This is a genomic window from Pontibacter sp. SGAir0037 (assembly GCF_005491705.1).
GTDB lineage: Bacteria > Bacteroidota > Bacteroidia > Cytophagales > Hymenobacteraceae > Pontibacter.
The window spans coordinates 474,122-487,785 of record NZ_CP028092.1 but is presented as its reverse complement, the minus strand read 5'-3'; the positions used below and the strand labels follow the sequence as shown (position 1 = coordinate 487,785).

Annotated in this window: 13 protein-coding genes; all 13 read right to left on the bottom strand. The window is 44.0% G+C overall.

Features of this window, described 5'->3' with window-relative positions:
* Positions 1 to 72: 72 nt before the first annotated feature.
* Positions 73 to 1,044 (bottom strand): YpdA family putative bacillithiol disulfide reductase, encoded by a 972-nt coding sequence (locus tag C1N53_RS02015; RefSeq protein WP_137761345.1) that lies wholly within the window; start codon positions 1,042 to 1,044, stop codon positions 73 to 75.
* 241 nt (positions 1,045 to 1,285) lie between these two features.
* On the bottom strand, positions 1,286 to 2,050 hold the full coding sequence (gene ygiD / locus C1N53_RS02010; RefSeq protein WP_240773355.1) for a 4,5-DOPA dioxygenase extradiol: 765 nt from the start codon (positions 2,048 to 2,050) through the stop codon (positions 1,286 to 1,288).
* A gap of 223 nt (positions 2,051 to 2,273) precedes the next feature.
* On the bottom strand, positions 2,274 to 3,395 hold the full coding sequence (locus C1N53_RS02005) for an AI-2E family transporter (protein ID WP_137757736.1): 1,122 nt from the start codon (positions 3,393 to 3,395) through the stop codon (positions 2,274 to 2,276).
* 194 nt (positions 3,396 to 3,589) lie between these two features.
* The gene (locus C1N53_RS02000) at positions 3,590 to 4,504 is read right to left on the bottom strand and encodes a bestrophin family protein (protein WP_137757735.1); all 915 of its coding nucleotides are present in this window, start codon (positions 4,502 to 4,504) and stop codon (positions 3,590 to 3,592) included.
* A 47-nt stretch (positions 4,505 to 4,551) separates the two neighbouring features.
* On the bottom strand, positions 4,552 to 5,376 hold the full coding sequence (locus C1N53_RS01995; protein ID WP_137757734.1) for a universal stress protein: 825 nt from the start codon (positions 5,374 to 5,376) through the stop codon (positions 4,552 to 4,554).
* A gap of 226 nt (positions 5,377 to 5,602) precedes the next feature.
* Positions 5,603 to 6,127 (bottom strand): GNAT family N-acetyltransferase, encoded by a 525-nt coding sequence (locus tag C1N53_RS01990; protein WP_137757733.1) that lies wholly within the window; start codon positions 6,125 to 6,127, stop codon positions 5,603 to 5,605.
* A 200-nt stretch (positions 6,128 to 6,327) separates the two neighbouring features.
* A complete protein-coding gene (locus tag C1N53_RS01985; RefSeq protein ID WP_137757732.1) occupies positions 6,328 to 7,656 on the bottom strand; it encodes a DEAD/DEAH box helicase in 1,329 nt (442 codons plus the stop codon).
* Positions 7,657 to 7,967: 311 nt separating this feature from the next.
* Complete coding sequence (locus C1N53_RS01980) at positions 7,968 to 8,327, bottom strand: response regulator (protein WP_137757731.1); 360 nt, start codon at positions 8,325 to 8,327, stop codon at positions 7,968 to 7,970.
* Between the two features lie 10 nt (positions 8,328 to 8,337).
* Positions 8,338 to 9,195, bottom strand: a complete 858-nt coding sequence (locus C1N53_RS01975; protein ID WP_137757730.1) for a hypothetical protein — start codon at positions 9,193 to 9,195, stop codon at positions 8,338 to 8,340.
* 30 nt (positions 9,196 to 9,225) lie between these two features.
* Positions 9,226 to 9,813: a carboxymuconolactone decarboxylase family protein gene (locus tag C1N53_RS01970; protein WP_137757729.1), complete on the bottom strand. Its 588-nt coding sequence runs from the start codon at positions 9,811 to 9,813 to the stop codon at positions 9,226 to 9,228.
* A gap of 355 nt (positions 9,814 to 10,168) precedes the next feature.
* Entirely contained in the window at positions 10,169 to 11,410 is a 1,242-nt protein-coding gene (locus tag C1N53_RS01965; RefSeq protein WP_137757728.1) for a T9SS type A sorting domain-containing protein, read from the bottom strand.
* Between the two features lie 212 nt (positions 11,411 to 11,622).
* Positions 11,623 to 12,930: a NupC/NupG family nucleoside CNT transporter gene (locus C1N53_RS01960; RefSeq protein WP_137757727.1), complete on the bottom strand. Its 1,308-nt coding sequence runs from the start codon at positions 12,928 to 12,930 to the stop codon at positions 11,623 to 11,625.
* Positions 12,931 to 13,032: 102 nt separating this feature from the next.
* Positions 13,033 to 13,647 carry a bifunctional nuclease family protein gene (locus C1N53_RS01955; protein ID WP_137757726.1) on the bottom strand — a complete coding sequence of 205 codons (615 nt, stop codon included), beginning with the start codon at positions 13,645 to 13,647 and terminating at the stop codon, positions 13,033 to 13,035.
* Between the last annotated feature and the right edge of the window lie 17 nt (positions 13,648 to 13,664).

Here is a 13,664-nt window from a genome sequence, read left to right as displayed (position 1 = left end):
AGGATAATGTATTGCCTGGGAAGAGGGAAAGGTTATAGTATTTGCCTGAACAATTGCTTGGGAGTAAGGCTGCTACTGCGCAACAGCTGTAATGTGCTGCATAATTTTAACCGCATGTTCTCTGGAATTTTCTATAAACCACACATGCGTATCCATGCCTCCACACACCACACCTGCCAGGTATACACGTGGCAAGTTCGTTTCCATAGTATCAGGGTTATAAGTCGGGTACAGCTTCTGATCATCCGAAAGTGTAACCCCTGCCTGCTTTAATAATGAAAAGTCAGGCTTATACCCCGTCATAGCCATTACATAATCATTGGCTATGGTTATTATGCCTTCGGGCGTTTGTATATCTACTTCCTGCTCCCTTATTTCGGTGAGGTTAGAATGAAAGTAGGCTTTAATCGAGCCTTCGGCAATACGGTTCTCCAGGTCTGGCTTTGTCCAGTATTTAATGCGCCCCAATTCGGCTTCACGGATAACCATAGTTACTTCAGCTCCTTTACGCCAGGTTTCAAGGGCCACATCGGCAGAAGAATTGTTTGCCCCGATTACAACCACTTTTTGTTTATAGTAAAAGTGTGGGTCGAAATAATAATGCTTTACTTTAGGCAGTTCTTCTCCTTTAATGTTCAGCAGGTTAGGGAGGTCATAAAATCCCGTGGCTATAACGAGGTGCCGCGCCCTGTACTCTGCTTTGCTGGTCCGGATGGTGTACACTTCTTCCCCCTTTCCGCTAATTGCGGTAACTTCTTCAAATAGCCTGATGTGAAGTTCCCTGGCATCGGCTACTCTTCGGTAATACTCCAGCGCTTCCGAACGGTTTGGTTTGGCATGAATCGAAGGAAAAGGATGCCCTCCGATTTCAAGCCGATCGGCTGTAGAAAAGAAAGTCATGTTTAGCGGGTAATTGAAAAGTGAATTCACCAGGCAGCCCTTTTCAATGATTACGTAGCGTAAACCAGCCTTTTGTGCTTCGATGCCACAGGCCAGGCCGATGGGACCTCCGCCAACTATTAGTATATCCAGTTCGGTAGTTATAGTCAATTTAGTTTCCTCTTTTAAAACAGAGATAAAAGTGTTAAGATGCAGCACACCTGGACTTTACCTGTAGCGGTGCCTCTTCCTCAGCAGAAGTATATCACTTTCTGATCTCTCCACTATACGTAAGGTAGTGCAACATTCTTGTACGCACAAAAAAATGTTGCCGGTTTACTTTCCCTTCATTCTCTTTTCAGGATAACAAGAGCTTGAGAACCTCATACTTGTGTACTCTTAACCTTTAGCCAACTTTTACAGAGGTCATGGAAAGTGAGCCCATGAGCAATTTGTCATTCAGGAACGAAACCTGCTCTCCTTCCTCTTTAACACCTAATGTGTAAAGCAGAGGCAGATAATGCTCAGGAGTAGGAATGGCCAGTGCAGCAGCCGAGCCTAACTTTTCGAACTGCTGTAGCGGCCGGTGGTTATCCTGCAGAATCAAATTTTTCACACTTTCATTCACTTCCTCTGCCCAATCGTACCCGCCCTCCTTTTGTTGCCAATTGATGGTACGAAGGTTATGCACAATATTACCGCTCCCTATTATAAGCACTCCTTTTTTGCGCAGCTCCGAGAGTTCCTTTGCCAGCTCATAGTGCCAGACAGCCGGTTTGCTATAGTCGATACTCAGTTGTAGCAAGGGCACATCTGCCTGTGGGTATATATGCCTGATCACACTCCAGGAACCATGGTCGAAGCCCCATTCATGGTCGAGCCCAATCTGTGTTTTCTGAACCAGTTGCTGTGTCAGTTCTGCCACTTCCTTATTACCTGCAGCTGGATACTGCACCTCGAATAGTGCTCTTGGGAAGCCATAAAAATCGTGAATGGTACGCGGGGCTTCCATTGCTGTAACAAAGGTGCCCTTGGTTTCCCAGTGCGCCGAGATACACAAAATAGCTCTTGGTTTTGGCAAGTCCTGCCCTATATGTTGCCAGGTTCGGGTAAATTCATTTTCTTCCAGGGCATTCATAGGGCTCCCGTGACCCAAGAAATAGGCTGGCATTTTGTGCGAGTAAGCTTTTAAGCTATCGGTATATATTTTTAAATCCTGCAAAGAAGGCATGTTGTTCTGAGGTGAGAGTTAACAATCAACAGCTATAAAGCGCGTCGCATTTTTATACCTGCTTCGCCTGTACTTTATACGTTACACAAAAATACATGTATGTACATTAATTCACAAATACAGTATTTTCAAGAAGTTCACCGTTGTTCCCGACGCGACCGGGCTAGTGGCTGTTATGGCTGGTTCTGGCCTGGAAGAAGTGCTTTACTTTCTTCCATATGCCCGGCCCGTTCTTGTTTTCTTTGCTTTCTTTGTTTCCTAGCAAATAGCCAATGGGGTGCAGGCTTTCTACATTATCGGAGATGATTTTGAAAATGGCCAGCAGCGGCACAAACAAAATCATGCCTGCCATTCCCCACACTTGCCCGCCAATTATAACGGCCACAATCACGGCCAGCGGACTTAAGCGGATTTCGGAGCCGATGATAACAGGTTCAAGCACATAGCTCTCAATTAGTTGCACCACAAGCACCACCCCTGCAAAGAGTAGCACCGTGTTAAAGTCGTCGGTAAAAACCAGCATAAGGCAAACCGGTAAAACGCCACTCAGCAGTGGGCCAATGTAAGGTATAATGGTAATGATAGCACCAAACATAGTAAGCAGCACAGCATAAGGGGTACCGAAGGCCCAGAAAGTAATGATATACATGGCAGCCAGCGCCAGCATTACTTTTATCCTGCCCCACAGGTAATGATAAGCGACTTTAGTGCTTTCATCCAGCGTCTTTTTTGCTTTATCCTGCTCCTCGCCGGGCGCGTACATTAACACCACCTCCGCAAATTTGTCTCTGCTAAGCAGAAAAAGGAACAGGTAAATAATAACCAGTAAAAATTTTAAAGAGGCAAAGGCGGTGTTGCTGACAAAGGTGGTCAGATATTCCTGCACCGCTCCGGTTATTTGGTCGGACCGCTCCCGCAGCAACTCTGTTTGTTTACTGGGCGATATGCCTGTTACGCCATAAAAATAGTCCTGTACCTTTTCCAGCAGATCAACAGCGGCCTCCTGCATTTCCGGAATATCTTCCAGAAAACGGCTTAACTGGAAAGACAGCATCACGGCAAAGCCGCTTACAACCACAAACACAACAAAAGTACCTATCAGAGAGGATACCATTCTGCCTGCGCCTTTCTGCTCGAGCCAGTTCGTAAAAGGGACAACCAGCGTTGCCAGGAAAGCCGCGAAGGCAAAGGGTTCCAGAAAGCTTGCGCCGAAGTACAGACCGGCAAATACAGCAAAAAGTGTGATTAATATGGCATTTAATTTCCTGTGCTTGCTGTATCCCATGCTTTGTACTTTCAGAGAATAGAAATGAAACTGCTTTTAAAACCTGACTATTTCTCTATTCATACGAGAAAAACTGTTTAGGTTTTAAAAGCAGCCAGTACAAGGCAGGCTACAGCCTGTTTAAGCAGAAATTCCTGCTTTAGCGTTACACACGAGCCGGTTATACTTTAACTATCAGCAACCAAAGGCGAAACCTATAAAAGGTAGTATTCTTTTTCCAGGGGTTTTAACTTTTCCGGCACATTCTGATCATCAATCATTTGCTTCAGGTTTATCTCAATGGTTCTGGCTATCGCAGTCATTGGTGTATCTGTCGGTTTGTTTTCGAAAGGATCCTGTAAATGAATAGCCATTTTCTCAATCAGGAAGAAAGCCGATGAGATGGCAATAACCATGAGCACTTCCAGTATGCCGAAAATTTCCAGCAAGGCAAACGGCAACAACAGCACAAAGAAGAACAGTGCAAAATGAGTGTATAAGGTATAAGTAACCGGGAAAACCGTATTCTTGATTCGCTCACATTTCCCCATAGAGTCGGTTAACTTGGTGAGGGTAACATCTATTTCTACCTGTTGAAATTTGTTTAGCCAACCTGCCTGCAGCGCAAACCTTAGATCTTTGGCATGCAGTTCCAACAAGGCGTTCGGGATGTTATCGTGTTTCGAGATATAGGCAATTTCAGCCTCCGTCAGATATTTACTTATTTTTTCAATCGACATAGAGTTCCGCAAAGACATTCCAAGGCTGTAACACCAGGCTATCTGCCTGTTGGTAAAACGCTCGATAAACTCTCTTACCTCTACCGAAACATACGGGTCTTCTATAAAGCAGCTGAGTTGCCGGATCAACGACCTGGAATCGTTCACGATAGCTCCCCACACAATGCGGGCCTCCCACCACCTGTCATACGCCTGGTTCGATTTAAATGCCAGAAGCAACGAAAGCACTGTGCCTAATACCATAGGCACACTTAATGGAATTGATATGTTAAAGAAATGGAAAAACTTGTCTTCGAGAGCTATGATAGTGGCGTATATTGTAACAAACAGCACCTCGAACTTAATTTTCCCGAATACATATCCTATAGGAATATTATTTTTTAGCAACATAGGGAATCAGATAAATTTAGTAACTACAAAATGTGCAGTATTACACCTTACTTAAGCGCGAGGTAAGGCACCTTGGAGTGTATGGCTTTCTGACTCAGGCGCCTGTTTTTCCTGATCGGCAGATAATCCAATAAGCTTTTCTTTTTGCAGGTGACCAGCAGATCGACTTCGAACTGATCTATAAATGAAATGACCCCGGTTGTTAAGTTATCTTCCTGTAGCAAATGAATGGAACAGCTCATGGTACTAAACACCTGGCTGGAGTAAACTTTATCAAACACCGGCTTCAGGTTTTCCAGATCGGTGCCGGGTTTAAATACTACCAGAAAAGTAACATGGTAATCGTTTTTGCATAGCAGGCTAACCAGTTTCTTATCTGGCAGAGCACTTTGGTGATCATCTGGATCAACTACAAAAGCGATCTTTTTAAACCTATTTATTTCAAAGAACTCAGGCACGTATAAAACCGGGCAGGATACATCCTGCACCAGGTTATTGAACAACTGCATTGTATCGTCTGCCGACACCTTCCCAATCGGCACCGGACACAACACAAGCTCTACTTTGTTCCTTACAATGAAATTCTGGAGATGCAGAGAGCTGTCACAGTAAACATGGGAAACCCGAATGCTGTTGATTTCGATAGCGTAAGACTTCTGAAGTCGCTCCAAAGCTTTGGTAAAGCTTTCGGTTGGTTTCTCCAGCCTGTTCTCATCGCGGGGGAGCATGAGCAACTCTGTGATAGAATCAGGCAGCGGAATCAGGTGCACCAAAAGGATCTGGCAGGTTTCTCCTTTTAACAGGTGCAAAGCATATTTAATGAGGTTAAGTGAGTGCAGGGTAAGGTCTGTCGGTATTATAATCTTCTTCACAGGCGTCTTCTTTTAGAATGAGTAATGAGACTGTAAGCCACATTACAAAAAAAGGCACCCGAATTAAATACCGATTAACATTACATTAAAAGGTGATTAAATTTAATATTTTATCAAAAATAAAGGTAAAAAATATTAAATTAAAACAAAACCAAAAAGATCCGCTTCCGTAGCCTTGAGGTCATCAGGCTGAGGCAGCTGCCGGAACCAGATAAAACAAATCGCTTCAGATCTGAAGTTTCATCATATACATTCCCCTGTATTCTTCTTTCATCTGGGGCATCTCGAGGTGGTAAGTACCGCATATTTCGAAGCCGTTCTGTATATAGAACCTGAGGGCTTGGTGGCTGCTATCCATTGCTTTTAGCCAGACTACCTTTTTGCCACGCTGTCGGGCATATTCTTTTGTAAAAGCTACTACTTCACTGCCAATGCCTCTGCCCGAAGCCTTCTTCAGCAAATAAATTCGCTCCAGTTCCAGGCTCTCCTGCGCTGTATACCCCTCTAAGGCCTGGTCGATATTAAGTTTTAGGAAGCCAACCAATTCGTCCTCTTTATAAATCAGAAAGAAGGCCGCATTCGGATCTGCATGTTCTTCTGCAAGCCTGTCCTCTCCAAAGCTCTGCTCTATATAATCTTCTCCTCCATCGTACCACAAATAGATGTAGTGGTTTTTATAAGACCTGATCGCGATATCTTTTAATAAGGAAATGTCGGAAAGAGTACAAGGAACAATACGAACGGATGCCATTCAGAGAATTCTAGTATAAGTAAAGTGTTCATTCTAAAAGAGCTGCAATTTATACAATTATCCTGCATTTTGTTAGGTGATGCTCCTGAATTCCAAACATTATACATTACAACAAATCGCACCTTTTTTGCAATAACAGGTACGGCACAAACAGAAGAGGCGGGAATTAATTCCCGCCTCTTCTGTTTGTGCCGTACCTGTCAGGCTTTGGCAGACTTTGGTTTGTTACCCCAACGCCTGTTCTGACCACCGGCATTTGCGCCTCCGGTGGCTGAATTAGGTCTGTTCCCACCGCCGGAACTGCCTTGTGGTGCGTTGACACGGTTTCTGCCTCCACGTCCGCCTCTGCCTTTTTGCTGCTTTACCGTGGTGGCTGCCTCGGCAAAATCTTTGGCTGTAAGCGGGTACGGGTGGTTATCAATCACGGGCACCGATTTGTTAATTAGCTTTTGTATACTTACCAGGTAAGCTGTCTCTTCGGCATCGCAAAAAGACAAAGCTACCCCACTGGCACCTGCACGCCCTGTTCGGCCAATACGGTGTACGTAGGTTTCAGGCTCGTTTGGCAACTCATAGTTGATCACATGCGACAGATCGTCTACATCTATTCCCCTGGCTGCTATATCTGTTGCTACCAGCACACGGGTTTCGCTGCTCTTGAAGTTATTGAGAGCACGAACACGGGCATTCTGGGATTTATTGCCATGAATAGCCTCGGCCTGTACACCGGCTTTTGTCATATCTTTCGCCACCCGGTCAGCCCCATGCTTTGTGCGTGTAAACACAAGGGCACGATCTATGGTCCCATCCTTCAGCAGGTGAATCAGGAGGTTTTTCTTATCCGACTTCTTCACATAATATACTGCCTGCTGAATGGTATTGGCGGTAGACGAAACAGGCGTTACTTCCACTTTAGCAGGATCTACCAGAATGGTATCAGCCAATTTCATGATTTCGGGAGCCATAGTGGCTGAGAAGAACAAAGACTGCTTTTTCTCAGGCAACACTTTAAGCACTTTTTTCACATCATGTATAAAGCCCATGTCCAGCATGCGGTCTGCCTCATCCAGTACAAACAATTCTATATGCTGCAGGTCTATAAACTTCTGCCCCATCAGGTCGAGCAAACGACCAGGTGTGGCAACCAGTATATCGATGCCAGCTCTTAGGGCATCTGTTTGCGGGCGTTGCGGCACACCACCAAAAATAACGGTATGCTTTAAGCCAGTATTGCTACCGTAAGCAGCCATGCTTTCGCCAATCTGTATAGCAAGCTCACGAGTAGGCGTTAAAATAAGAGATTTTATAGTTTTATGTCCTTTCTGCTTTGGCTGATTGTATAGCAACTGCAGAATAGGAATGGAAAAAGCAGCTGTTTTTCCGGTACCGGTCTGAGCGCAGCCCAGCAGGTCTCTTTTCTGAAGTATGTATGGTATCGCCTGCGCCTGAATAGGAGTTGGCTTGGTATAACCTTCAGTTTGCAGAGCCTTTAAAATAGGCTCTATAAGGTTTAAGTTCTCGAATGTCATTAATTGATTTTTCTAAATAAGGCTGCTCTTTTCATTTTACAGAGCAGTTAAGAGATGAGAAAAAGATTGAACAGGAAGATCTGATCTATTCCTGCATTTACTTCCATCTATACCTCTTCAACTGTAAAAGACCAACTATAGTTCTACTACAGCAAAAAGAGTCATATAGCCACAAAGGTAGCGTTAAGTATTTATACATCCTAATATACAGGTGAGTGCTGTCCGGCCAGAGCAATGGCCATATACAGCTAACAGGGGCAGGCCAACCGCAGGAGCAGTTTAAATGATGGCTGCAGGCTTAGCAAGAAAGGCTATATTACCTGGAGTATATGCTCAATATCGGCTTCTTCGATAGGCTTTATAAGAAAGTTAACCACATTGCCGTAAGCAGCTGCACGTTGTTTGTCCAGCTCGCTGGTAGAAGAAGTAAGAACATACACTTTATAGTTCAGGTTCTTTTCCTTCATACTGTTCAGGAACTGCCAACCATCCATTACAGGCATGTTCAGATCCAGAAAAACAACATCCGGACCATAAGCTTCCAACGATGAAAAAGCAGCAACAGGATCAGTGAAGTCCTGAACTACATAAGATGGGGCAAAATTCTCTATCATCCTAAGCATGATAAAGTTAGATATCTCCACATCATCCACAAGCAAAACTTTCTTCATCTTTATATACTTAGGCTTTTAATTCAACCAGGTCTTTCGTTGCTTTGGATATTACATCCTGCAAAGCCAAGTCAAGATCCTGCGATGACTTTCTCAGCCTGGGTAAAACTTCTACTTTAATTTCTTCAACTGATTTATAATACTCCATTACAGAAATAAGCCCCAGAATACGGCTTAAAGGCTCGCGAACATGATGCGCGTTTAAAACAGATATTTCCAGGAGCTTCTCATTTTTAGCCGAAAGTTCCTGTGTCCGCATGCCTATAATTTCTTTCTGCACCTCTATAATGGAGGAAATTTCTTTGTTCTTACTATGAATAGTGGTGAGCGCATCCTGTAGTTTCAGGTTCTTCTCATCCAGTTCTCTGAACAAACATAATTCCAGCAGCTTGGATTCCAGATTTTCAGCCACAAGGGTTAAAAAAGGAATATGTTTTTTTGTGAACTGCTGGCTCTTTCCGGCTAAAAGGGAAACAATTATCTCGCGTTGCTGCCCATGGTTAAAACACCAGCCCCAAAGTTCTGCCTCTTCGGAAGCAGGTACCTGGTATGCCTCCGGTAAGTTAAACACATACGGATCAGGCCAGAACATTGGAATTCCCTTCTCATGCAAAAGCTCCTCATACGCCAGATAATGAAGTTTCTCATCAATTTCTATGGTAGCTCCCTGAGAGGTTACCATAAGGTGTATGCAGGTATTCCCGCGCCGATAACTGGCTCTGAAAGTATGAAAATTAAAAAGGTACTTCAGATTAATTTTAAAGCAGGAAGCCAGCTCATCGAAAGTCTGGCTTTTGATCAGGCAATTTGAAAACTTTGAAAAAGCTTCGTAGGTAATTCTGAAAACTTGATTGTCTGATACTATCACTGCATCTAAAACTATAAAAGGAATAATATTCTAAAACTCTGCTTCGAGCAGCTCATTATCAATTTTTATACCAGATAAAGTTGCAATTGTATTTAACATATTAACTAAGTCAGCCTGAGACATTAATTCTAAAATCTCTTCCTCAGAGAAACCTTCCTTTTCCAAATCCTGGAAATCATTCTCATTTACAGCTTCAGGATGAAGCGCAGCCTTTGTTACCAGTTTTACGGCTACCTTATAGCTGTTTGGCAAAGCAGGCGCATCCAGATTGGCCGTTACCTTAAAGTTTTCATCGTCGCTGATCATGCTGCTCATGCTATCGGCAAATAAGCCGTGGGCATGGGCACAGTAATCGCAGCCTCTTTGTTTGGAGGCATTGTAAATGATCAGTTGTTTCAGAATATTGGGTACCTGTCCTTCAATCAGGGTAGACTTCAGCTTCGTCCAGTTTCCACGCAGTAAGGTAGCATTGCTTCCCTGGCACTTAAACCAATTCAAGACAAAAGGTAACTGTAGCACCCGCATGGTTTCATCATAAATTTCCTTTACTTCTGATGATGCCTCCTCATAAGAAACTACTTTATATCGTGCAGAAACAGTTGCATCTGTATAGCTCATGTATATAACTTTAAAAACAAGTAATGGTATTGTATTGTTGGTTAGAAACCATGGCTAAACCGTTCAAGCTTGAGAATCAAGAATAAAGTATTTCCTTATGATTAATTCTTTTAAAAAAGCTGACATGCAAAAAGCCAGGCCAAACTAAAAATCTGCTACTAAGGTAGTTATTAAATACGAATCTGGCAATATGACTTGCCGGCTCCCTTTCATATGCCTGCCTTTTCTTTTTAATTATACCTTACTCGCATGCACGTAACGCAACATGCGCGGCTGCTTTCCTACACCGTAAATTTTATTAAAATGCCATGATTACCCCAGCAGACCATGCTAATACCCGGACATCGGAAAAGAGCTACTTCTTAATGAACTGTTGCGTTTTTTTCTGTCCCTGTTCATCCTGAAGCACCAACAGGTAAGTGCCCCTGCTGAGCCCGGAAACGTCGAGCACATAGTAGCCTCCCCTTCTGCTAATAGTCTGTGTCATGACCCTGTGCCCTGCCTTGGAAATAACCTGCATCATGTGGCTGGAAGAAGTATGCGGTAACTCCACAGTAAGCCATTCTGACGTGATGGTAGGAAAAAGAATTGCTTTAGGAGCGCTGGGCGCCCACTCTTTAGCTATTATAGAGGAATAAGAAACCTTTTTGTTAAAATCCACCTGCTTTAACCTATAGTATAAGGTACCTGCAACCGGAAGCATATCTTTGAATGTATAATGTATCGTCTGAGATGAATTGCCTGCTCCCATTACTTTGCCGATAGACTGAAAAAAATGGCCATTGAGGCTTCGCTCTACTTCATAAAAGTCATTTTCAGTTTCAGAGGCAGTGTCCCAATCCAGTACAATAAAATCGTCTGCTATGCTGGCTTTAAAGTTCATCAGCTCCACGGGCAGTACAATATAGTCATCTTCAACAGTCCAGCTGACGCTAACATCATCAATAGCCAGCCCATGGTCCATTTCAGGTTCATCGGCATCTTTCCAACGCAACAGCAGGTAATGTTCAGCCGGAATTTCGTCGGGCAGAAAAGTGGCAAGAAAGGATCTGTTAGCTGGTGAATTTCCGTTTAATGCTCCCCCGGCAGTTCTGTTTACGGGGCTTTTGAAATGAAGCGCAGGAACTTCTGTCCAGCCAATATCGGTTTTCGGAGACAGATTTACCGCAGACGGATTATCGGTAATAATATACCAGCAGGAAATATGCTGTACATTGGTCGTAACACTCCCGCTGCGCCACTGCTCGCCATAGTAACTTACTTCGACTGCACTAACAGTAGCGCCTGTTTTGTTCTGTAGAAGCAGGTTATAGGCAAACTCTCCGGCATTAAGAGAAGTTACGGCACCTAAAGCTCTGTCGGAAGAGTTGTTGCTACCATAACTATAGAGACCTCCGGTATTACTTGATCCGTTCCCGGCAGTAAGCTTGTCGTCTGTTGTTACGCTTCTGGTTACACGCCAACCGGGCAAATACTCCTGGCCACTTGCCCAGGCACCTGTTCCCGAAGCAGGCAATTCATCAAAGCTTTGCCTGTAGCTCTTACTGTGCTTCTCCATTTTCACCTGCGCCACAAGTGTTGCAGGCAGGGCTATCAAAACCAAGACAGCTAGAACAAATATACCCTTTCCAAAACCGGTAGATGCTCCCTTCATTTAAAAATAGTTGGCGTGAATATAATTTGCTACACCCAACTCTGCACTTATTCATAAAGTTCATTTGCAACAACTTGATGGCGAAAAAAAGGGAAGTCCCCGCTCTTAACGGAGAGCGGGGACTTCCCTTTTTAACCTGAGTTTATGTTGAATGCTTAAGCGTCTAAACTAAAGAGCATACCAGCTACTGTTGCCGTCATCATACAGGCTAGCGAAGCACCAAGAAGTGCCAGGAAGCCTAACTTAGAAAGATTTCCCTGCTGCCCAGGTGCCATGCTTCCTATACCTCCGATTTGTATGGCTATAGAACTGAAGTTAGAAAAACCGCACAGCGCATACGTAGCCATCACCAGCGATTTAGGGCTTAACGTACCTGCAGCCTTCATATTTGCCAAGTCCAGGTAAGCAACAAATTCGTTTACGGCTGTTTTCTGGCCTAACAAGCTACCCACCTGCAGGGTATCTACCCAAGGCACCCCCATTATAAAAGCAAAAATTCTGAATACCTGCCCCAGTATATACTGAAAGGAAAATCCATCGAACTGCCCATTGGTGCTGCTGATAACCATTTCATTTAAACCGGTTACGCCACCTATTTTAATAAGGATATAGTTTAAAAGCGCTATTACAGCTATAAAAGCCAACAACATACCTCCCACATTGGCTGCCAGCCTTAAGCCATCCGCTGCTCCCCGCGACAAGGCATCTACCAGGTTTACACCAAGCTGCTCCTCGTTTACCTCTAATGCGGTATTTATTTTTTCAGGTTCTGTTTCAGGCACCAACATTTTAGCCAGCACAATGCCGGCAGGGGCATTCATAATAGAAGCCGTTAAGAGGTGCGCTGCAAAGATAGCCTGCTGCGCCGGGTCATCCCCTCCCAGAAAAGCCACATAAGCAGCCAGTACACCACCCGCCAGGGTAGCCATACCACCGGTCATCAGGCACATCAGCTCAGAACGGGTCATATTGCCAATAAAGGGGCGCACCAGTAGCGGGGCCTCCGTCTGCCCTAAAAAGATGTTCCCGGCCGCTGATAAACTTTCGGCACCAGACAGGCGCATGCCTTTAGACATAATCCAGGCAATCCCGAAAACTATTTTCTGCAACACGCCGAGGTAGTATAAACCAGCCGAAACAGTAGAGAAAAAGATAATAGTAGGCAATACTGAAAAGGCGAAAATAAAACCCAATCCACCATTCTGAGCAGGATTTGCCAGGTTTCCGAACAGAAACTCGGCTCCGGCCTGTGAAAAGCTCAAAAGCTTTACAAACAACTTACTTACAAAGGCAAAGGCATCAGCAACAAAGGGCACTTGCGTAACCATAACCCCAAAAAAGAGTTGCAGGAAAACACCGAAGCCTACCAGCTTCCAGTCGATGCGTTTTTTATTTTTGGAAAAAAGAAAAGCGATGGCTAACAAGGCGATCAGACCTATAAACCCTCTGAAGATATCAAGCATACAATGGCAGGAAAATTTGCCAAAAGTACTCCTAAAATATCATAAAACAAAAAGTCCTGCACCTTCTCGGTACAGGACTTTTCAAAGGTCTGTAAATTATACCTAGTTTCGTTTATTCAGTTCGTCCCGGATTTTGGCAGCGCGCTCGTAATCCTCTTTTTCCAGTGCATCGTTCAACAATTTATTTAATTCGTCTACTGACGTCTGACTTAAAGATTCTTTAGAGCTGCTCGTATTGCTGCTAGTGGATGCGGAGGAACTGCTGCTTTTCAGCATTTCACTGCTATCCTCTTCTTCATCTTCCAGGTCGCTTAAGATAATACCCGCTTCCGACAATACACTTTCTACTGTATAGATCGGAACTCCAAAACGAAGACCGATGGCAATTGCATCGGATGGCCTTGCATCCAACTCGAAATCTTTAACGCCATCAGTACACATAATCTTGGAATAGAACACGCCTTCTTTCAGATCGGAAATGAGAATCTCGGTTATGCTCACATTCATTTGTTCGGCAAATGTTTTGAACAAATCGTGTGTGAGCGGCCGGTTCGGGTTAATCTTCTCTATCTGAATAGCGATAGATTGTGCCTCAAACATCCCGATAATAATAGGCAATCTTCTGTTTCCCTCTCTTTCACCTAACACCAGTGCGAACGATCCTGTCTGCGACTGACTGGAAGAAAGGCCGAGTATCTCTAACTGAATTTTTTTCACGTTTTGTTCTTCTATTT